Source organism: Pedobacter sp. (assembly GCF_035317785.1).
In the GTDB taxonomy this organism is placed as follows: domain Bacteria; phylum Bacteroidota; class Bacteroidia; order Sphingobacteriales; family Sphingobacteriaceae; genus Pedobacter.
The window spans coordinates 1-22,298 of sequence record NZ_DATHGC010000136.1 but is presented as its reverse complement, the minus strand read 5'-3'; the positions used below and the strand labels follow the sequence as shown (position 1 = coordinate 22,298).

The window sequence follows — 22,298 nt, the reverse complement described above, 5'->3', positions numbered from 1 at the left end:
TTTAATCGTCCTGCTGGGTACTTTTTATCTGTATCGTTTTGTTAGGGATCATTTTAACAGGGAGACCGCCCTGGCCAGTGTGCTGATATTTTTTACCGCCCTGCATGTGTTGATCTCCAATTCAGATGTACGGGCTGAGGGTTACCTGACGGCTTTTATCATGGCTGCTGTTTATCATTATAACAAGGCCCGGCAGGGGTCTTTTCTGCATATTGTTGCCGGTTCTTTTTTTGCGGCTTGTGCGGTAATGGTGAAAGGGATATTTGTGCTGGTTCCTGTATTTGGTGGTTTCATTATCTTCTGGATGTTGACAAAGCAATGGAGGGAGCTGGTAAATCCAAAGTGGCAGGTTGCAGTTTTGCTGATCTTCATTTTTATAATTCCTGAACTGTATGCCTTGTACGTGCAGTTTGATCTCCACCCGGAAAAAATAATCTTTGGACAGCAGGGTGTATCTGGTATAAGGTTCTTTTTGTGGGACAGCCAGTTTGGACGGTTTTTTAATACCGGGCCTATTAAAGGGAAAGGAGATGTATCGTTTTTTCTGCATACTACGCTATGGGCATTTTTGCCCTGGTCGGTATTGTTTTATGCGGCTGTGGTGGGTTTATTCCGGAAAACTTACAGGAGGAGTGTTCTTCCGGCTGAAATGATCATAGTCTGGAGTTCTGCATTGCTTACTTTCCTGTTGTTCTCATTTTCTAAGTTCCAGTTGCCACATTACATTCTGGTACTTTTTCCACAGTTTTCTATCATTACTGCCGTGTATTTGTTGAGGCTTAAGGAAAAGGGGATTAATGTGTTTTTTGTTGTGCAGAATGTGATTTTTATCATTGTCATCGTGCTGTTGTCTGCCATTGCCATTTGTTTCCAGTTTCAATGGTATGGTTTAGGTGTCGGGATTTTAGTGACAGTTTTTGCTGCGGCGTTTTACATTTTCAGAGGTCGTTCTGTAAAGACCATTGTCGGAAGAAATGCGATGTTGTCTATGGGCATTATGATATTCTTATACCTGTTCTTTTATCCTGCGATTTTGCAGTATCAGTCGGGTACGCTGGCGGGAAAATGGGTGGCTGATAGTGAAGTTGCTGCACGGCCCGCGGTTTTCAAATACAACCAGTCTTTTTCTTTTGATTTTTATGCCAGGGGGGAGGTTCAGTACCTGTATTCGGATGGGGATCTGGAAAAGGCCATGAAGCAAAAAAATATGGTGATCTATGCGCCGGAATCTGAACTGCCCGGCCTTAAAAGTAAGTATGGTGCAAGAGTTTTGAAAAGCTTTGATTATTACCGCATCACAAAGCTGAAAGCAAAATTCATACTGGCTGGTAGCCGTCCTTCTGTTCTGGAGCGCTTTTATCTGCTGAAAATCAACTGATATGGATAAAGCAAAATGGGAACTATCCGATCCGGAATTACTCCTGTTAATCAAGGACAATAATGAACAGGCATTTAGTGTTGCTGTGCACCGGTACAGGAAACAATTGTACAGGCAGATTTATAAAAGACTGGGTTCGGAGGATGATACAAAGGATATGCTCCAGGATATTTTCATCTCCCTTTGGAACAATCGCCAGACTATTGTCATTAAAGAATCTTTCCTGCCTTACCTTTCAAGAGCAGCACACTATACGATTATTGACCAGTACCTGTTCAAAAAAAAGCGTTTAACAATGGAAACCAGTCTGGCCTTAATGGCAGAACCAGTAGAACCCTCTGTTGAAGAAGACATCCTCGCAGCTGACCTAAGGCAGGAATTTGAAAAACAGTTGCTGAAAATGCCGGCTACCGTGCAGGAAGTTTTCCAGCTAAGCAGGGGTGAGGGACTCTCCGTTAAGGAAATTGCCGTTAAAATGAACCTCTCTGAACAAACCGTCAAAAATTACATCTCTATGGTATTGCAATCTTTGCGGGCATATCTGAAACAGGGTGATCTGTCTTTTTTCCTGGCATTGGCATCCTTTTATCTTTTTAACGATTTTAAACCTTAGTTTTTCACCCTTAAGTTATGGACATACTCAGTTCGTGTTAACATTAAATTAATGTAAATATGTCAATTGTTTAATGGTACCAACCTCCTTTTTCAGAGATTATATAGGTGAATGGGAACACAAACAGATAAGCTTCGGGAACTCGCCGGAAGATACAGGGCCGGTTTATGTACACCGGAAGAGATTGAACAGATTAAGGAATGGTATGATTCTTTTGAAAGCAATGGTTATCCGTTGCCAGATGAGGCTCAGATAGAAAGGGCATCAAAAGAGGCTGCCCTTGCAGCGATAAAGCTGGTGAACTTTCAAAACAGGAGAAGCCGGATCAGGAAATTGATGAGTCCTGTACTGAAGGTTGCGGCCGTGGTACTAGTTATTTGTTCTGCGGGCCTTTTAATATATAGATATAACAGTCAGCACCCTGAGGTTTCCTTCCGGGAGATTTCAGCTCTTGGGGGAGAAAGAAAACAGATTACCCTGCCGGATGGCTCGGTGATTATTCTGAACAGTGCTTCAAGGATCCGTTATCCCGCACAGTTTGCCGGTGATACCCGTGAAATACATTTAAATGGCCAGGCATTTTTTGAGGTTGCCCACGACAGGCAGCACCCATTTATCATTCACACTGAAAAATTAAAAGTACAGGTATTGGGTACTTCATTTGATGTAAAGGCCTATCACGAAGATGAACATATTGAAGTAGTTGTAGCAACGGGTAAGGTCGGTGTGACCAGCGGAGATAAAAAGAACGTCAAAGTACTGATGTTAACTCCTGGTCAGCTGCTGGACTATGATAAGTCAACAGGTAATTTTAGCAGAAAGCAATTGCGCATAGCTGATATTGCCGGCTGGCAAGAGAATATACTGACTTTCAATTATGAAACACTGGAGAATATCAGCCACGCACTGGAACGTGTGTATGGGGTAACTTTTGTTTTCCGGGATAAATCAGCTTTGAAAAAAAGATTTCAGTTAAAGGTTAAAAATGAAGCATTGTCCAACATCATGAAACTGCTCAGTATTTCAGGTGGAGGGTTCCGGTATAAAATTACCGGAAAGCAGGTGATCATAGGATAATTCAATCAACCAGGTTTTCACCATAAATAGCAGCTGTATATGTAAGATAGAAAAATAAACTACCGAAATAATATCCGGTCATTAAAAGAGCGAAAGTGTACCACCACTTCCGCTCATAAGCTCAATGACCTATTGAATGCAACCCAATTTATCATTTAAAAAAGCTATGCACAATTCTACAAAATTAAGTGTAATTAAACTACTGTTTTTTATGACGAGAGCAACCTTTATGGTAATCGTTATCTCTTTAACTCTAAGCAGCATATTGCTTGCTAAGGAAGTAAAATCTCAGCGTCTGGATCAGATCAGCGTTTCTGTGAATACAAATAAAGCCACGCTACATGAAGTTCTAACTGTTCTTTCGAGACAGTCCGATCTCAATTTTGTCTATTCTGAAGATCTGGGAAAGATGAGCGCTATGGATTTAAAGATCAATCATATTACGCTCGATAATGTCCTGAAAAAACTAGCGGACCGGCACAGGTTGCGCTTTGAACAAATTAACGGATCTATTGCTGTCAGCAAATTGCCCGCGGTAAAGATCAACCGCATCTTATCTTTAAAAGGCGTAGTATCAGATGCCACAACTGGCGAAACGCTGATTGGTGTTTCGGTATTGGTGAAGGATAGCAAAAGCGGGACAGTTACGGACCAGAATGGTGCTTTCAGCCTGAGGTCTGATCTGTCATCGGGCACCTTGTTGTTTTATTATGTGGGCTATGAAAAGCTGGAATATAATTTTGACGCTGCCCATTTGGAATTTACGGTAAAAATGAAGCCGGCACTCAATTCGCTGTCTACGGTTACCATTGAAGCTACCCGCCGTGCGCTGCAGCCGGTGCAGCATACCGGCGAGCGGGAAATGCTGCAGGAGATCAAACAGGCCGGCAGTGTAGTATCTGGTATTTCATCGGAACTGATTGCAAAAATGCCTGATGTGAATGCTGCACAGGTTGCCCGCCGTATTTCAGGGGTAACGCTTACCGACGAACAGTTTTTGGTAGTGCGGGGTATGAACCAGCGTTACAACATTACCTACCTGGGTGATAACATTGCGCCAAGTACTGAGCAGTACAGCCGTGCTTTTGCCATGAATTTACTCCCGTCCAGGATCATCGATAAGATCATGGTTTATAAGTCTCCGCGTGCTGATCTGTTTGGTGATTTTGCGGGGGCAGCAGTTAAAGTATATACAAAAGATGCTTTGGCAGTAAAACATTTTGATGTGGGGCTCCGCATCGGCTATTTATCTGGTGGTACATTCGATCAGCAAAACACCTACAAAGGCGGCAAACTCGACTGGCTGGGGATAGAGGACGGAACAAGGGCCTTGCCTTCATCTGTGGCAGGTTATGGAGATTTTAGTAAAGCGAACCTGACCCAAAAGGAGTATGTTAAGTCCTTTTCTCCAACACTTGGCCTGCAAACAAAAACCGCTTTACCGGATATGCAGCTTACTGCCAACTATTATGATAGTTTTAAACTGGGGAAAGCGCGTCTGTATAACATTACCGGGCTTAGTTATACCAATGAAATCCGTGGTTTTGATGTTTACAGGCAGACAAATAACCTCTATTCCTCCTATTCCGATTATATAAGTTCAACGGTGAGCAATGAAGCGCAGAGTTCGGAGGAGGTTACACTGAACCTGATGCTGAACTTTATGCTGCGCCTCAATGAACATCATAAGATTTACTTTAAAAACTTTTTACTGCAGCAGGGGCGAAAAGGTACCATTGACAGGATCCAGCGTCCCAATGCCTACCCGGATAGCCTGGGACGTTATGGTTATCAGGCTGAATACTGGAAACGCAATATCGTACTTGACTATCGCGAGCGTTTTCTATATTCCGGTAATTTTGGCGGAACACATGATCTTGACAGTAAACAAAATCTGAATTGGAATCTGGGATTTACGGGTATTAAAAACGAAACTCCTGACCAGCGCATCTCACGCTTTGTAAACAGTGATTATCCCTTTAGCAATTTTAACCTCGGGGAATCAAAGGATTTTGATCTCAACTGGCGGGCTGATGACCGTTATGGCAAGGTGCCGGGAAATTATGACAGGGACGGGACGGCTGCCCGGGTGTTTACAAGGCTTAGTGAACAGGTATATAACTCTTCGCTGGATTACAGCATAGCTGTCCGTCCATGGCTGGAAATGAAAGCGGGTACCTATCAATTGTTTAAGCAACGTGACCTGGCCAGACGGTTATTTACTGTATATGACGGTGAGCTTTCGGAAGGCAACAGGTCAAATCTGATCGGCTCTCTAGGGGAAGGACTTTACTACAAATTGCCGGGTTCCTTACAGTATGTCGATCCGTCTTTGTGGCGCTTTAACCTGCAGGACTTATCAAAAGTATGGGGCGATGACTATTTTAGAGAAGATGGATCTGGTTTACGTGTAGAAGACCGTACAGGCCCAATGGATGCCTATAAGGCATCAGAACAGTACAATTCGGGATATTTTATGGCCACAGCCAAACCTTTTGGCGGTAAAGTAGAACTCAATGGAGGCCTGCGTCTGGAATATGACCAGGTAAAACTGGCAGCAGTGATTCCTTCGCAGGTCTTGCCTGATCAGCGGTACGGCCCTTCGATATTGATCAATCGTTCGCGCCTCTCCTGGCTGCCTTCCGCTAATGCTGCATGGCACCCCTCCGAATCGTGGGTATTGCGCGGAGCTTATGGAAAAACGGTGAACAGGCCGGAATTCAGGGAGATTTCACCTTTCAGGGACTTTGACTATCCCAATAATCAGATGATCAACGGCAATCCGGCTCTGGTACAGTCCGATATTTCCAGCTACGACCTGCGTCTGGAACTTTATCCAAAGAACAATAAAGGTGAAATGGTCAGCATCGGGGCTTTTTACAAGCAGCTGAAAAATCCTATTGAAAGGATCATATTCTCGGCCAATATAGCTGCAGCCGAAATCAACGGCTTTGATAACATCAGTTTTACCAATGTGGATAAAGCAACTGTGCAGGGTATTGAGGTTGATGTAAGGAAAAGCCTTAACTTTATTCCCGGCAAATTATTCAGGAATTTTTCGATATTGTTTAATGCTTCACTGATTCGGAGCCATGTAAACGGAGCTTTTATCGCCGCCATCCCTGGTTCAGGGTCTGTTTTCATTGACACCGCTTTTAACAGGCCGCTGCAGGGACAGGCACCCTATGTGATCAATGCGGGCCTGTTTTATGACAACGCAAAACTGGGCAGTAAGTTCTCCTTAAATTATAGTGTATCGGGTACCAGCATCTATGCCGTTGGTAAGTACAGTAATCCGGCCAATGTCAACGTGAAGTATCGCGGATCTGTTCTTGAATTGGCGCGCCATCTGCTGGATTTTTCTTACACGCAGCAGTTTGCCCGGCGCTGGCAGGCCAAGCTCAGCATTAATAATTTGCTGGATGAAGATATTCGTTTTGCTGAAGACCAGAACAGGGATAACAAATACCAGCCCGAACAGGATACAGGCAAAACCAATGCTGCCGCAGGGCGGACGAGCCCGGTTTATTCCGGAGATAATATATCCCGGCAATGGAGTCCCGGCCGTAATTTACAAGCTAATCTGATTTACTCATTTTAATTACTATAGATATAAACGTATTATGAAACATATAAATGTAGTCTTTTTTCTCCTGCTGGTCCTGATTACCGGATGCCGGAAGACAGATGATTTTTATAATCAGCTGGATCAGCTGCCGCGGATAAATAACCTGGACAACACTGCTTATGCCGTTGGTGATACACTTACCCTGACTGGTAAATTCGGGGCAGGAAAAGCTGCGCTGAAAATTACGGTAGGCGGTATAGATGCCCCGGTACTCTCTATCACCACAAAGGATAGTACTTATACAGAAAAGGAAGTATTGTACAATTACACATTTGACCGGGTAACAGTGCTGATTACCGAAAATATGATTGGTCAAAAACAGCCCGTGGCGGCTACGGTAAATGGCATCAGCAGCACTGTGGCCGTTATATTTATCAGCAAGGACAGACCGGTGCCAGCCCGTACAGATACACTGAATTACCTGAACCCGAAACAGGCCGTCATTGCGCTAAGAATGCCTTTGGGTACCCGGGTAATACCCAATTACACACCCGGCGGCCCAATAGTGTTTATGAACGGCGATAGCCTCGTCACCTGGAAAGAAGGCGTAATCCGACGGGGGAGGGTGATCTGGAAGGACAGTTATGGCGAGTTTTCAATTTTAGATCCCATCAATATTGACTATGGTTTTGCTTCGGATCCGGATGGTAATTATCTGTATATCTCTTGTCTGACCACTGATGCACGGTTGCCTGCTGACGCCACAAAGTCTGCGGCCCGCCTGATGAAGGTTTCCTTAAACGATTATAGTGTTACTACGCTTAACCGTACTGTGCTGCCTACCAGTGCCTTTCTTATTGACGCTGCCGATCTGGATTTTGATCAGGTTAAAAAAGAGGGCAATATTGGCGAAGTGACGCTTCCTGTCATGAAAAAAATCTATCCAAACAGCAAAGGCGAATTGTATTTCAGCGGCCCTTCGTTCAACTGGTATGCAGGAGACGGCGTTGTCTACAGCACTGTCCCGACTAATCTTACCGTAGCCCGTTTAAATGCATCGGGCAGTTTTCAATACCTGGCTAAGGGAGCTGTCTATGACAATAAGATTTTCCAGGTGTATGTGATTAAAGACGGCGAGTTGAATTTTGATTATGATTTCCTCCCGAACGTTACCACCGTGTTTAATTACAACCGCTTAATGGGCATAGATGCAGAAAACAGCCTGCTTTACGGTTATGCCGGTACCGAATCGGGCTCAAACTACAATATCAGTTCTTTTTATTGTTATCATCTTCAGCAGCAGCGGCAGCTGAGCGAATTCAACTACAAAACGGGTAGTTCTTCTTTGCCAACCATTACTGATGGCCCCTTTAACGTGGTAGAAGGAGGCTACAGTGAAGTTCTGTACAGTACGCGTGTTTCCCAGTGGCCATCACCCGGCCAGCCCATGGTGATATTTGCCAAACAACAAAAGCCACAACAGACAAATTTACCGGGGCAGGCTAACGATAGCCAACTTCAGTCAGTAAAAGTGATCAATTTCTCTGACCGTACCGTCAGTACTTATGCCCCCTTTATCCAGTCAACTGCTCCTGGCAGCGAATATCAGTTCGGGATCGGCGGCGATGTCATTGGTTACACGGCGTCAAAACAACCGGTCATGGTACGCACCAGCGAAATTGACCTCACGCTTAATGAAGTCTTGCTGCTTGCACCGGTAAATAAATAACAAAAAATGATCTTTAAACTTAACACAATGAAACTGCAACACCATATCATCCTGTCCGTCCTGTTTATATTCTGTATGGCCGGATGTCAAAAATCAGTTAATGGTCCTGTCACCTCTGGCGCCGAAGTGAATTTTTTTAACGCTGCAGATGGCATTTTTATCTTCCCCGGTGTAAAAGCGGTTTATATGGACAAACTGGATACCACACAAGCTGACCCGATCCGGTTTTCTAATAAGTCCGCTGCCGGTGAAACATTTCCTGCTTTGATCAATGCAGGTCCTGACGGGGTAACTTCAGTTCTGTATATGAAGCAAATCGCCGGGTCGCATCGTTTTATATTTACAAATGGCAATAAACGGGTTGTGGCGGATACTACCCTGAATTTAACAGCCGGTTCAAAAAACACGTTTTATGCTTATGACGATCCTGACAAACTGCTTAGTCGCTGCCGTATCATGCACATCGTGGAAAACGAGGTGCCCGTGAAAGATCAATGCCGGTTCCGGCTGCTGCACCTGGGCGGCGATCTGGGTGGCATGAATTGTTTTTTTATACTGGAAGATGGCACTAGGGTCTTTCCTGCCAATCTCCCTGTTGATATGAAATATGGGGCTCATACAAATTTTATCACCATAGACCCAAAGGTGGCCGGCAAAGATGGTAATGCCTACCTGCAATTCTTTTCTGGTACTGATACCGCTACGGTGAAGGCAACTGCAACTATCCCTTATCGGAATGGCCGGTCTTATGCCGTTGTTGTCAGTGGATTGGCTGAGATGAAATTTGTACAATATCAGGATCCGGCAAATCCTGGCAGCATAAAAACGATCCAGCTAAATCCAGCTATAACTGCTCGTGTGCGTACGCTCAATTGAAAAAATTCCACTGAAGATTTTAATAATACTCCAGTTAATCTGCTGGGTTAAGCCGGTACAGCACCCCAGGTGTTGTGCCGGTTTTTGTATGTAAGCAGTAAACCCTTTAGCATACAAAAGTTTAATGTTTTGTTAAAATACAAGCAATAGACTATACGCTTAGGTTGTAGTATTTTTGTGACATGAGCATATTGGTAATGACAATGAATGAACAAGAGGAGAAAATTCTTTTGACTTTTCTGGAGACCTTGGGCTATAAGTATCAAAATGGCGTCAGTGAAGAGGTCGGGAAAGTGAATACGGTTTTTCTCGAAAAATATAATGATGACATCCAACAGGCTGATGCAGAGATTGTGGATGGAAATTATGTGAAGCAGGCGGATGTAGAAAAGCTGTTCCGTCAGAGAAGAAAAGTATTTTGAAAATTAAATGGAATAAGGTAGCAATAAAGCAATTGATAGATGCAATGGCCTACCTGGAAGAAAATAAGCTCTCTGTTTACGGAAAAAAGATAGAAAAACAGATATTCTCTAAAATAATGTCTGTTTCGAAGGCGGAGCAAGCCGCGGAGCCTGATCCGTTAAAAATTGACAATGACGGAAGTTTCTGTGTTCTTGTCGTTGACAGGTATCGGATAGCTTACCGGGAAACGGCAAAAGGACTAAGAATTTTGAGGATTTCTGTTATTCAGGATTCATCTGATGTTAAAGCAGTGAAATGATGGAAAAAAATACAAACGAATTGTGCCCATGCGGTAAAGCCCAGAAAATTAGTATGGAGCGTATTCCCAGAAACTTTATTCAGAAAGTATTCTTATTCTGGTTGCCAATCAAAAGGTACAGGTGCTACAGTTGTATGGCTATTAAATGGTTGCTGGAAGATAAAAGAAGGGCCTTTTGACCCTTCTTAATGTCCCTTATCCATTCATGCTGTAAAAAAACTCTTCTGCGACAATCTTACCGTCCTTAACTTCATATACACAGATCTCGCTCATTGCCATTCTGCCATGCGCTTTGTACGTAGCATCTATGTCCATAACTATGGCAAAATGATTGTTTGCGACAATAGGCTCTGAAGTTGAGGCGCTGTGTATTTCTTCAACGCTTTCCTCCCATTGTATGGTTTTGTTTTTGACAGCTTCTTTACCTTCTGTCAGTTCCATTGGAGAGCCTTTCGGTTCCTTGCTTACTATGTTTTCGGCATAAAGCTCTTCGATGGCTTCTGTGTTTTTGCCTTCGCGGCAAAGCTGTACCAATTTGTCAGCTACTTCCTGTGTATTCATATGATCTAAAATTAAGTTATGAGCTAAGTTATTTAAAATCTATTCTTTAATTGTTCGGTATATTTTATGATTAGGTTAAGCTTTGCTGACGATGTTCTTAACTTTTACTTAACATACCGGACTTATCTTTAGTTTTTCTTATCAGGTAATAAAATCAGGGATGAGACCTTTATATGGCGTATTAATATTTCTTCTCCACTGGTTTCCTGTGGCTTATGGCCAGCAGCGGGATTCAGGCATTCCACGGGTGACGGAGCAGATGATTCACAATGACCCGAATAAGGCTTTTGTAAAGATTAAATATAATCTGAATGAAGCGTTAAAGAAAAATGATCAGACTGTTGCGGCAACCTGTTATGAGAAAATAGGAGAACTGTTTTATGACCAGGCTGCTTATTCACAGGCGCTGATCAATTATTATAAGGCAGATGTGATTTACCGTAAAGAAGACCGGCTTGAACTCCTGGCGGGCAATTTAAATAAGATAGGTAAGACTTATTATTACAACCGGCAATACCAGGTCGCCCTCAAAACATTCAGGCAGGCGCTGGACTGCTACAGGACATTGAATAATGCCACGGGAATAGCAGAGTCGTATGGTTATGTTGGCCAGACCTACGAAAAAACAGGGGACCATCGCCAGGCTTTTAAGTACCAGAAGCTTGCATTGGACGAGTTCAGGAAAACCGATCATCGCAGTGGGATTGCCAAGATCTACGAGAACCTGGGCAGCGTTTACGAGGACCGCCTGAAACTGGACTCTGCTTTAAAGTATTTTACCCTGGCCTTGAACCTGAATATGGAGGCCGGCAATAAAATGGCCCAGATCGAGATCATCAACAATATTGGAGACGTTTACCGTAAAACAAACAGATATAAGGAAGCTTTGGTTTATACGCAAGAAGCTGCAGAAATGGCCAAAAACAGGAACGAGCAATATCAGCTGGCTAGTGCTTACAGGGATCTTTCCAAAACCTTTGATCTGATGGGAAGGTATGATAGCGCGTATCATTACAGTGAGGCGGGCAGAAATATTTTTATGGAAATCTTTTCCCAGGACAATAAAAAGCAACTGGCGCTTTTGCAAACACTCTTTGAAACGGAACAGAAGGACAATGCCATCCTGCAGTTTGAGAAAGACAGAAAGAATAATACAATACTTGCGATAGGAGCTGTTACCATTGCTATTCTTGTGGTGTTGCTTGGCGCAAGTATCATTAGCAGGCAACGGCTCAAGATCAGGAACGAGCGAAAGCTCAATGAACAAAACAATGCACTCTACACCGTTCAAAAAAAGGCTATGGAAGGTGATCTGGAACTCAAGAGCAAAGAGCTTACGAGTCATACCCTCCACCTGATCCATAAGAACCAGTTACTGGAAGAACTTAAATCCAGGCTCAGCGAGATGATCAAAGACGATAAACGGGACCAGCGTAAGGAACTGAAGCAGGTGATCAACCTGATCACTTTTAACAACAACCAGGAAAAGAACTGGGACGATTTCAGAATCGTTTTTGAGCGGGTACACGAGAATTTTTTTGAAAGCTTAAAAAAACACAGTAAAGCTTTGACCGCTTCTGAGCTTCGTTTGGTTGCGCTTCTTAAGATGAACCTTAGTTCCTCAGACATCGCCATGATGCTGGGAATTTCTCAGGACAGCCTCAGGATTTCAAGGTACCGGCTTCGTAAAAAGCTAAATCTGGAAGAAGGCGAGAACCTGAGCGCTTTCCTCCAAAAGCTGTGAAAAACAGGGCTTTACAAGCAGGTAACCATACGTTAACACAAACTTAATGGCTTGAGTTTGTTGATCAACTTATTGATATTCAGTAATATAATTTGGTTTGTTGCTGTTTTGCTTATGCTGTTTCCAGACCTGTATCTATTTTGTAACGTCATAAAATTGCCCAGTCTGTCCAGCCTGATAATCTTTGTCCAAAACCAATAACAAATCAAATTTTATGAAACTTAAAATGTTACTTTTTGGAGTTCCCCTTTTATTACTGGGTTCTGTGGCTCTGGCACAGCGGGGAATAATAAAGGGCAGGATTACTGATCAGAAGAACAAAGAACCGCTTACGGGGGCTACGGTAGTGGTGACCGGAACAAACAATACTGCGGCTACCAATTTAAGTGGCGAATACCAGTTTTACGTAAATTCAGGAACGGTGAATCTTACGGTCAGGTATTTGGGCTATAAGGACACCACTTTGTCTGTTAGTTTAAACAGTAATGAACTGAAAGTAGTCAATGTTGCGATGTCTGGCCGGCAACGAAACCTGAACAATGTGGTGATTACTGGGTATACACAGGGGCAGGCTAAGGCATTAAATCAGCAGAAGAATGCGGATAACATTAAAAACATCATCGCTGCAGATCAGATTGGCCGGTTCCCTGATCCTAACGCTGCTGAAGCGCTTCAGCGTGTACCGGGCGTGAATATTGAGCGGGACCAGGGTGAGGGCAGGTATGTATCTGTAAGGGGGCTGGCGCCTCAGTTTACCAATACAAGTATCAATGGTGAGCAAATCCCTTCTCCTGAGGCGGATGTACGCTTCGTAGCGCTTGATGCCATTCCATCGGATCAGCTGGCTTCAATAGAGGTAAGCAAGGCATTGACGCCTGATATGGATGGAGATGCCATTGGCGGCTCCATTAACCTGATCACCAGGACTGCGCAAAGCCGTAAAGCTGATGTCAGCGGATCATTTGGGGGTGGGTACAATAACCTGATGGGCAAGCCAAATTTACAGGGACAGCTACAATACGGGCAGCGTTTTGGCAAGAATGAAAAGCTGGGTCTGCTGTTTAACGGCAATTACTACCACAATGACCTGGGTTCTGACAACCTGGAAAGGGCAGTAGAAGACAACGAACTAGAGCTCAGGGATTATTCACTCACCAGGACACGCCTGGGGTTGAGCTCTTCTATGGACTATAAATTCAACAACCATCATGAGGTGTATTTTAAGGGCTTGTATTCGAGATTTACGGACCGGGAGCAGAGAAGAAGGTATGTTTTTAAACCTGGTGATGAGGAGATTGAAAAATTAATAAAAGACCGTTTTGAATCGCAATCGGTGCTTTCCCTGAATGCAGGTGCCAAACATACTTTCAAGAATTTGTTTCTTGACTATGAGGCACAGTACAGTTATGGTGAGCAGAATACACCATATGATAATGAGGCTGCGTTTGTGGCAGGCATCCCGAGCAGTCTTGATTTCAGCGACAGCAATTTCCCCAAAGTAACTGCAGATGACTATACCAATAATTCGCTGTATGAATTTGCTGAGATCGGATACGGGAAAACTGTAGCTATGGATAAGAATCTGACGGCCAAATTTAATATTGGAGTGCCTTATAAATTGGGGGCTAATGATGGCTTGATCAAGTTTGGCGCTAAAGTAAGATCCAAGAATAAAAAATATACCATCCGCCAGAATACGTTTGAGAACCTGGGCGGTGTTCCTAATCTTGACCAGTTTGATGGCAATCCGGTAAAGGATGAATTTTTTTCCGGACGTTATGCGATGGGCAGACCTGTGGCCATCAACAGACTCATGAATTATTTCAACAGCAATCCCGGCCAGTTTGAACTGCAGGTGGAGGACAAGGCAATAGACGAGGCGCTGGAAGCCTTTACTGCAAAGGAAGATGTGATTGCCGGATATTTGATGGCCAGGCAGCAGCTTAGTAAGCTGATGGTATTAGGCGGGGTAAGGTATGAACGTACCAGGGTCAGCTACAATTCCAGTGATGTGATCATTAATGAAAGCGGCGATCTGGACCAGATCGTACCGGTATCAGGCAGCAGTAATTATGATTTTATTTTGCCCCAGCTGCACCTGAAATATGAACTCACTCCCCTGAGCAACATCAGGGCTGCGCTAACCTGGTCATATGCAAGACCAAATTTCTCCGAGATCATTCCCGCCCAGGAGATCAATCGTGAGGATGGCGCAGCATCAGCGGGAAATCCGGCATTGCAACCGGTAAGTGCGGTCAATTACGACCTGATGTATGAGCATTATTTTGGTTCTGTTGGGATTGTTTCTGCAGGTTTGTTTCATAAAAAACTGGATGATTTCATTTACAGAAGAATCTTGTTCAACTCTCCGTATCCGCTTACCGGAACACCCAGCATTACTGGGATCGATGTGACGCAGGCGCAAAATGGCAATGATGCCCAGGTCAGCGGACTCGAATTTGCCTTTCAGCGCAGGCTGACCTTTATTCCGGTGCTGAAAGATTTTAGTGTCTATCTCAATTATACATATACCGATTCAAAAGCAAAGATCCAGAGCAGGAATGCGGATTCGGATAATGCCAATGCTACAGAAGAGATCAGGCTTCCTGGCCAGTCAGAAAATGTCGGCAATGCTTCATTAGCTTATGAGGGAAAAAGATTTTCATTGCGGTCTTCACTGAACTTCAGTGGTTCTTTCCTGTCTGAAGTAGGCGGTACTAAAGAAAGTGATCTCTTCGTGAAAAGCAGGATGCAGCTGGATGCCAGCGGCAGTATTGTCATTAACAGCCGGATCAGGTTCTTCGCTGAATTGCTGAACATCACCAACCAGCCGCTTGAGGTTTACCAGGGCAGTAAAACGCAGACTATCCAACGTGAATTTTATTCTTTCTGGTCCCGCTTCGGCATAAAATTCAATTTGTAGGCTTACCTAATTTAAAGAAAATGAAATCATTAAAATATCTGCTGTTTGCAGTGCTGTTATTGACAGCCTGCGATAAGAAAAACGATAACCTGGTCACTCCTCTTGTTGAAGATGACTTTCCACAGGTGCTCCTGCTTTCTGATGAAGGCGACGGTGAGCTGGAGGATGAAGATAAGTTCAGTTTTAAGATCACACTTGCTGACCGGGCAGATCCCGAAAATAAGGAACTCGGAGGTAAAGTTGTGCCACTTGCCGCTGACGTGACGGTTAATTTTGAGGTAAGCAGCTTTAAAGGCTTCCCTGCGCTTTCGTCTTACCTGCTTGATGCCAAAGCATTTTATGAAATAGACGATTGCACAACTTCAGAGGACAAAGACATAGACCTCCATCTGGTTTTTGACAAAAGCACTGGCAAGGGAAGTGTGACCTTTCCTAAAGGTGTCGAAGAAATTGAAATCGAATTTGAAACGGATGAAGACCTGTTTGACGACAATGTATTCAATACAGCAGCACGTAAGCTGGAGATCAGGCTGACTTCGGTAAACCCGAACGGGCAGAAGGTGGCGGTAAACGACCACAATACTTTTGAATACCTGCCGCTGGATGATGAGGCTATTTATGGTGAATATGAATTGGATGTGGACGATCAGGAGCAGTTTCAAAGCTATATTGACTTGTTTGGTCTGGTTAATGATGAAGTAAAGGGCTTGAAACCTGGGGATGTAGATGAAATCAAAATAGAATTTCAATATGGTGAATTTAAGGCCATTGTCGTTTTAAAGGAGACTGAAGAAGTGGAAGAATGCGGAGAAACCGAAACGGTAAATAAGGAAATTGAAATAGAAGGTGAATTTGAGGATCTTGAAGATGATAAGCTGAGTGGTGATCTTGAATTTGTTGGGGAGGCAGAACAGGAAAGTGGACTTGAAGTGGAATTTACCTATAAGGGTAGTTTCAAACTGGTGAACGGTAAGTTGGAACTGACCCTGCAAGGTGAATTTGATGATGAGGAAACGGACGAAATTACCCTGATCCTGAATAAATAATTTATAATTTTAAGAATCAATAAATGAATCTACATAGAATAATCATTTTTGCAATTATTGCAGCAGCAATTACATCATGCACAAACACCGGGACTTCAACAACAGCATCTGTAAATCCGGATAGTGTTGTAAAACCGTTGTATACCACAGAACCCGTGCAGTTTGATACCGATGATCCCGCAATCTGGGTCAATCCGGCTGATTCCTCGCAGTCGCTGATCATTGGTACTGATAAGGACGAGAACGGTGGTTTATATGTCTTTGATCTGAAGGGAAGAATCATTAAAAGTAAAACAGTAACGGGATTAAAACGTCCGGACAACGTGGATATCGCTTACGGGTTGATGCTCGGGGGAAAGAAAACGGACATTGCCGTTACTACAGAAAGGATGACCCACAAGCTCCGTATTTATTCACTGCCAGATATGAAACCTGTAGATAACGGGGGGATTTTGGTATACGAAGGCGAAACCGGGGTAATGTACAGGGACCTGATGGGCATTGCGATGTATACAGACGCCAAAGGTCAGATTTATGCGATACCTGGCAGAAAAACGGGGCCAACCGATGGTACTTATCTTTGGCAATATTTGCTGGAAGATGATGGCGCTGGTCATGTAAAAGCGACATTGAAGCGCAAATTTGGAAATTACAGTGGCAAAAAAGAAATTGAGGCTATAGCTGTGGACAATGAACTGGGATATATTTATTGTTCTGATGAACAGTTTGGCGTCCGCAAATATTATGCTGATCCTGCAAAGGGGAATAAAGAATTGGCTGTCTTCGCAAAAGAGGGCTTTACAGAGGATCATGAAGGCATCAGCATTTATAAAACTACAGATACTACCGGTTACATCCTGGTATCAGACCAAAGCGCAAACCAGTTTAAGGTATACAGCAGGGAAGGGGTTAAAAATGCAAATGACCACCAGCTGATCACCAGTATTAAGACTTCTACCAATCAAAGTGACGGTTCAGACATCTATTCTAAACCGCTCAATGGAGATTTCAAGCATGGGATCTTTGTGGCCATGAGCGACAATAAAACCTTTCAGCTTTACCGGTGGGAAGACCTTGCAGGAAAGCTTTTGAAAATCAACAAATAATTTAAAGATCCCCGGCCTGGCCGGGGATTTACAAATAACAGGGCACCATTTGTCTCCAGTAGTGCGGCCGGTGTGCATTACTGCCCCAAATGTAAAAATTGTTGGAAATGCCTTTGTTCCATAATATCCTGCTGAATTCCTGGTTATCTGGCAAGAAGGGGTCGGTTTCACCAACGGCCAGAATCACTTCGAGATTACGGACTGCGCCCAGCAGGTATTCATCATTGAGATTGGGGATGTACTGGGCGGGCATGTTAAAATAGACATTCTCGCTATGGTCGCCATCCAGCAGGTCTCTGAATTCTCCCGGTGATTTGGTAAGATCGTACCGTCCGCTGATGCCCACAGTTTTTTTAAACAGCCATGGATATTTCATTGCAAAGTTTACGGCATGATAGGCTCCCATGCTACAGCCTGCAGCCATGAGGTAATCGCCGTTATTTTTTGACCTGATCAGCGGCATCACTTCGTTGAGCAGGTAATCTTCATATTGCAGGTGACGGGAAATGCGTGCGGAGGCACTGACATAGGGGTTGTAGAAACTTTCCCCGTCTATACTGTCGACACAAAAGAGCTGGATTTCTCCACGGTCGATTTTACTTTTCAGTGAATTGACGATACCCCAGTTTTCATAGTCATAGAATCTGGCCATGCGGGTTGGGAAAAATATGACGGCGCGGCCGCTGTGACCGAAGACCAATAGTTCCATATCCCGCTGCAGTCGTGTACTAAACCATTTGTGATACTCCCTGTTCATATTGGTATAAACTTGTGGGCGAAATATCCGGTTTTGATGTTATTCTGCTGTTAATAAAGCGTAATGATTATGCCAATATTTCCTGGACCACTTCCTTCCACAACTGGTATCCCTGCCCGCTCAGATGCAGTCCGTCGCTGGTATAGTATTCGGGTTTTGGCTGCCCTGATTTATCCAGCATTTTTTTAAAGACATCGACAAATTTCCAGTTGTTCTGGCATTTGATGATTTCACTCTCGATGAGGTTATTGGTGTACCTGAACCGGTCTTCCATGTGCCATCGGATCAGGCTCGGTTTCAGAGAAATGAAATAACAGGGGATTGAGCCAAACTGTTTCGTGGCTTTGACCATCAGTTGCTGAAAAAAAATAAAGATCTCTTCCGGGTTTCTGCCATCGCCCAGGTCGTTGTCGCCAGCGTAAACGATAAGCACGCGGGGTTTGTAATCTGTCATGATCCTTTCAAAGAACCATACGCAGGCCGCCAGGGTTGACCCTCCAAAACCCAGGTTGGTTACTTTTTTATCGGGGAAATCCAGGTAAAGGCTATTCCACAGGCGTATCGACGAACTGCCATAAAATATGATTTCAGGGTCGCATTCCTCGGTTATGCGGTTTGCCTCAAGCCGTTTGACATCTTCTTCGTACCAATACATTGTGACTGATTTGGAATAAAGATATCAAGTTTTGCTTTTCAGTGGTGGTATTCTGATATTAAGTTTTCCATTGGCCATCAGCTGGAAATGGTGTTTAGTTAACAAGAAATTAACTTAAAGCTAGCTGTTTGACTTGCTGATCAGTTCAGTAAAGCTTGTCCAGACTGCGGTTATCATTTTCCTAGTCTGCTCATCAGTCAGGTTTCCCTGCTCGTCAAATTTCTCCGCCGCACCGGCCAGATAAAATTCTGGCTGCTGCAAAGGCTGCATATTGAGGTATACCAATACCTGGCGCAAATGGTTTACTGCTCCGAAAGCGCCAAGGTTATAGGGTGTGCAACCGAGAACAGCCACTGGTTTTTTGTCCCATTTGTTTTGTCCCTGCGGCCTTGAACCCCAGTCTAAAGCATTCTTTAGAACCGGTGAATAAGATCTGTTATATTCTGGTGTAGCAAGGATAATGGCATCTGCATTTTCAACACTGCTGTGCAGGTCTTTTACCTGCTGAGGTAAGTCGGTTTCAAGATCCTGGTTGAGCAATGGAAGCTGACTGATGTCGACGATCTCCACTGCTATTCCTTCAGGAGCCAAATGCTGAAATGCCTTTACGAGTTTAGTGGTGTAAGAATCCTTCCTTAAACTTCCTGAAAATGCGGCTATTTTAATGCTCATGATAATTTGTTTTTATTCATCTAAGGAACACCTGGAGATCAGTGATTGTTTTGGAAGTTCATTGTTCGCGATACAGAATTGATATTGGACCGGCTATTTATTTACAATAACTTAAATTATAGAGTGTGGGGTTTACGGAGAAATAAGTAAATGATCAATGAGATTGTTTCAATAACTTAATGTTGTGATAATATAGCGCGAAATGAATCGGGGTAACTTTGCCGGACACAGATGTATTTACTATTATGCTGGCCGATGACGATTTAATAACCCTGCTCAAACATGATGACGATGCTTTTAAGATAATTTATCATAAATATTCTACAAAGTTATACCAATCTGCCTATAATATCATTCGTGACAGGGAAGCATGCGAGGACATCATTCAGGAACTTTTCATGGAAGTCTGGTTGAAAAGAAAGTCCATTAAGATCAATACCTCTTTAAAAAGTTATTTGTTCATTTCAGTGAAGAACAGGGTTTTGATGAAGCTCAGAAGTCAAAAGATCACATTGGGTGAAGACGCAATGGAGTTTCTTATCGATAATTACGCTACAGATAACATGACTGAAGAAAGAAGTCTTAAGAAATTCCTTGCTCAGGAAGTAGATCGTCTTCCTGAAAAATGCGCTGAAATATTCAGATTAAGTAGAAACGAGCAATTGTCTAATAAAGAAATAGCTGAATCGTTAAATATTTCGGTAAAAACAGTTGAAAACCAAATTAGCATTGCCATCAAACGGTTGCGCAATTCGATGTCCGAAGTTCTGAGCTTTACAATAATTCTCCTCCCTTTTTTAAAAAAATAAATGGAAGCTTAGGGGCTGATCAATTTTTGTGCATCGTATTAATAACAGCGCATGAAAAGAAAAAAGAAAACACCCCAGGATCCTTTAGAAAAAGCCATTGGCAATTATTTCGAAACAGCAGAACAATATACCGGGCGTATAGATAATCCTCTTCAGGACATTCCGTTTGAAAAGCAAATGGTTTATACAAAAATTACCAGTGCCATATCCCGTAAACGAAAAAGACTTGTTTACCGAAACAGAATGGCTATAGCCGCATCTGTTACGTTCTTTCTCTGTGCGGCTTTATACTTTTATCTTCCTGGTTTTAAAAAACAACGGGTAAATGATGAGCTTGCATTCATCGAAAGAAAGGCCCCAAGAGGGAGTGTTATAAAATTTGCGCTTACTGATGGTACGATTGTGTTTTTGAATGCAGAGAGTAAATTGACATTTCCTGGAAAGTTTACATCAGACAGGAGAGAAGTGAAACTGGAGGGAGAGGGTTATTTTCAGGTTGCTCACGATGTTAGTAAGCCTTTTATTGTCCGGACTGGAACCCTTAATACACAAGTATTGGGGACGAGTTTTAATATTAATGCCTATCCGCAGAATAAAAATATCAGTGTTACAGTGATGACAGGTAAAGTAGGTGTATATCAAAAAGACAGGACAGACGGAAATAGTGCAAATATGATCTTACCAAATCAACAGCTTCTGTTTGACAGAGCCAGCCAGGATTTCAGCTTTAATAAGTCTGTTGATGCTGATGACTTTATATCCTGGTCTGAGGGACGGTTGAGCTATAAGAATGGTCTGCTGGCAGATGTGGTTGTCGAAATTGGGCGTAAGTATAACGTGGATATTGAACTCAGTCCAGGTCTGAAAAACATCAGGATTAATGCGGACTTTGATAACCTCAGCCTGGATCAGGTTTTAACCATTCTTTCGAGACTGATAGACGGAGAAACTGAATACCGCAATGGGGCTTACTTCTTAAAAGGCCGGGTCCGTCACTAAATCCACCGGATAAATAAAAACAAAATAAACTTGATGAAAACAAAAGAAGAAAATAAAAACGCGGCCGGTCGCCGTGATTTTATAAAAAGCAGCGCCATTGCTGCAGCGGCATTTATGATCGTTCCACGTCATGTACTGGGTGGCAAAGGGTTTTTAGCACCCAGTGACCGTTTACTGATTGCGGGTATTGGCGCGGGTGGTAAAGGCCAGTCTGACATTTCCATGTTTGCTAAGAGTAGTAAGGCTGATATCGCATTTCTATGTGATGTTGATGAACGCAGTGCCGCAAAAAGTGTAAAAGCTTTTCCTAAAGCTAAATTCTATAAGGACTGGCGGGAAATGCTGGACAAAGAATCTAAAAACTTTGATGCCGTTTCGGTATCAACTCCGGATCACAATCACGCCATAATCACGCTTGCAGCGATGCAATTGGGAAAACATGTCTATGTACAGAAACCGATGACGCATGACATCCATGAGGCACGAATCTTAACGCAGGCGACTAAAAAGTATAAAGTAGTAACTCAAATGGGTAATCAGGGAGCTTCTAACGATGGGCCCCGTTTAATGAAAGAATGGTATGAAGCAGGCTTAATCGGAGATGTACATACTGTATATGCCTGGACAAACCGTCCAATCTGGCCCCAGGGAATTGCATGGCCGACCGCGAAAGCCGAGATTCCTAAAGAGCTGGACTGGGACTTATGGCTGGGTACAGCTCCTAAAAAAGATTATGCAGACAAAATTGTGCCTTTTAACTGGCGTGGCTGGTGGGATTACGGAACGGGAGCTTTGGGCGATATGGGATGTCACCTGATTGAGGCGCCTTTTAGTGTTTTAAACCTGCAATATGCTAAAGATGTGCAGTGCAGTGTAGGCGCTGTATATGTCGATAAGTCTAAGCGCGGGTACTTTCCGGATAGCTGCCCGCCTTCAAGTCATGTGACCCTGACTTTCCCCAAAACGAATAAGACTAAAGGTGATGTAACCCTTCACTGGATGGACGGGGGTATACAACCTGAGCGTCCGGAGGAATTAGGTGCTACTGAATTATTTGGTGATGG

The 22,298-nt window shown here is 43.4% G+C and carries 19 protein-coding genes; 15 read left to right on the top strand and 4 right to left on the bottom strand.

What is annotated here, in order from left to right:
- The 8 genes from VK541_RS08420 to VK541_RS08385 all read left to right on the top strand — a co-directional run.
- On the top strand, positions 1–1,378 hold a 1,378-nt coding region (locus tag VK541_RS08420), incomplete at its 5' end, for an ArnT family glycosyltransferase (protein WP_324368858.1).
- A 1-nt stretch (position 1,379) separates the two neighbouring features.
- Positions 1,380–1,991, top strand: a complete 612-nt coding sequence (locus VK541_RS08415; protein ID WP_324368856.1) for an RNA polymerase sigma factor — start codon at positions 1,380–1,382, stop codon at positions 1,989–1,991.
- A gap of 111 nt (positions 1,992–2,102) precedes the next feature.
- Entirely contained in the window at positions 2,103–3,068 is a 966-nt protein-coding gene (locus VK541_RS08410) for a FecR family protein (protein ID WP_324368854.1), read from the top strand.
- A 211-nt stretch (positions 3,069–3,279) separates the two neighbouring features.
- Positions 3,280–6,669 carry a TonB-dependent receptor gene (locus VK541_RS08405; protein ID WP_324368852.1) on the top strand — a complete coding sequence of 1,130 codons (3,390 nt, stop codon included), beginning with the start codon at positions 3,280–3,282 and terminating at the stop codon, positions 6,667–6,669.
- A 22-nt stretch (positions 6,670–6,691) separates the two neighbouring features.
- Positions 6,692–8,365: a hypothetical protein gene (locus tag VK541_RS08400; RefSeq protein ID WP_324368850.1), complete on the top strand. Its 1,674-nt coding sequence runs from the start codon at positions 6,692–6,694 to the stop codon at positions 8,363–8,365.
- A 27-nt stretch (positions 8,366–8,392) separates the two neighbouring features.
- A complete protein-coding gene (locus VK541_RS08395; protein ID WP_324368848.1) occupies positions 8,393–9,241 on the top strand; it encodes a hypothetical protein in 849 nt (282 codons plus the stop codon).
- 203 nt (positions 9,242–9,444) lie between these two features.
- A complete protein-coding gene (locus tag VK541_RS08390) occupies positions 9,445–9,663 on the top strand; it encodes a hypothetical protein (RefSeq protein ID WP_324368845.1) in 219 nt (72 codons plus the stop codon).
- On the top strand, positions 9,660–9,962 hold the full coding sequence (locus tag VK541_RS08385) for a type II toxin-antitoxin system RelE/ParE family toxin (RefSeq protein WP_324368843.1): 303 nt from the start codon (positions 9,660–9,662) through the stop codon (positions 9,960–9,962). The genes VK541_RS08390 and VK541_RS08385 overlap by 4 nt, the downstream gene beginning before the upstream one ends.
- 195 nt (positions 9,963–10,157) lie before the next feature.
- Here the strand turns inward: VK541_RS08385 and VK541_RS08380 are convergent, their stop codons facing one another.
- Positions 10,158–10,523 (bottom strand): nuclear transport factor 2 family protein, encoded by a 366-nt coding sequence (locus VK541_RS08380; protein WP_324368841.1) that lies wholly within the window; start codon positions 10,521–10,523, stop codon positions 10,158–10,160.
- Positions 10,524–10,683: 160 nt separating this feature from the next.
- Here VK541_RS08380 and VK541_RS08375 point away from each other — a divergent pair, with 160 nt between their 5' ends.
- From VK541_RS08375 to VK541_RS08360, 4 genes are all read left to right on the top strand, one after another.
- Complete coding sequence (locus VK541_RS08375; RefSeq protein ID WP_324368839.1) at positions 10,684–12,267, top strand: tetratricopeptide repeat protein; 1,584 nt, start codon at positions 10,684–10,686, stop codon at positions 12,265–12,267.
- Between the two features lie 214 nt (positions 12,268–12,481).
- Positions 12,482–15,190: a TonB-dependent receptor gene (locus VK541_RS08370; protein WP_324368837.1), complete on the top strand. Its 2,709-nt coding sequence runs from the start codon at positions 12,482–12,484 to the stop codon at positions 15,188–15,190.
- A 20-nt stretch (positions 15,191–15,210) separates the two neighbouring features.
- On the top strand, positions 15,211–16,236 hold the full coding sequence (locus VK541_RS08365) for a hypothetical protein (protein ID WP_324368835.1): 1,026 nt from the start codon (positions 15,211–15,213) through the stop codon (positions 16,234–16,236).
- A gap of 23 nt (positions 16,237–16,259) precedes the next feature.
- Complete coding sequence (locus VK541_RS08360; RefSeq protein WP_324368832.1) at positions 16,260–17,342, top strand: phytase; 1,083 nt, start codon at positions 16,260–16,262, stop codon at positions 17,340–17,342.
- A 28-nt stretch (positions 17,343–17,370) separates the two neighbouring features.
- Here the strand turns inward: VK541_RS08360 and VK541_RS08355 are convergent, their stop codons facing one another.
- The 3 genes from VK541_RS08355 to VK541_RS08345 all read right to left on the bottom strand — a co-directional run bounded on the left by VK541_RS08355 (position 17,371) and on the right by VK541_RS08345 (position 19,426).
- The gene (locus tag VK541_RS08355) at positions 17,371–18,099 is read right to left on the bottom strand and encodes an esterase family protein (RefSeq protein ID WP_324368830.1); all 729 of its coding nucleotides are present in this window, start codon (positions 18,097–18,099) and stop codon (positions 17,371–17,373) included.
- A gap of 67 nt (positions 18,100–18,166) precedes the next feature.
- Positions 18,167–18,754 carry a GDSL-type esterase/lipase family protein gene (locus tag VK541_RS08350; protein WP_324368828.1) on the bottom strand — a complete coding sequence of 196 codons (588 nt, stop codon included), beginning with the start codon at positions 18,752–18,754 and terminating at the stop codon, positions 18,167–18,169.
- 120 nt (positions 18,755–18,874) lie between these two features.
- The gene (locus tag VK541_RS08345) at positions 18,875–19,426 is read right to left on the bottom strand and encodes an NAD(P)H-dependent oxidoreductase (protein WP_324368826.1); all 552 of its coding nucleotides are present in this window, start codon (positions 19,424–19,426) and stop codon (positions 18,875–18,877) included.
- A gap of 218 nt (positions 19,427–19,644) precedes the next feature.
- Here VK541_RS08345 and VK541_RS08340 point away from each other — a divergent pair, with 218 nt between their 5' ends.
- From VK541_RS08340 to VK541_RS08330, 3 genes are all read left to right on the top strand, one after another.
- Positions 19,645–20,235, top strand: a complete 591-nt coding sequence (locus tag VK541_RS08340) for an RNA polymerase sigma-70 factor (protein WP_324368824.1) — start codon at positions 19,645–19,647, stop codon at positions 20,233–20,235.
- Positions 20,236–20,286: 51 nt separating this feature from the next.
- Positions 20,287–21,234: a FecR family protein gene (locus tag VK541_RS08335; RefSeq protein WP_324368822.1), complete on the top strand. Its 948-nt coding sequence runs from the start codon at positions 20,287–20,289 to the stop codon at positions 21,232–21,234.
- Positions 21,235–21,267: 33 nt separating this feature from the next.
- Positions 21,268–22,298: Gfo/Idh/MocA family oxidoreductase (locus VK541_RS08330; RefSeq protein ID WP_324368818.1), on the top strand; the 1,031-nt coding region annotated here is incomplete at its 3' end.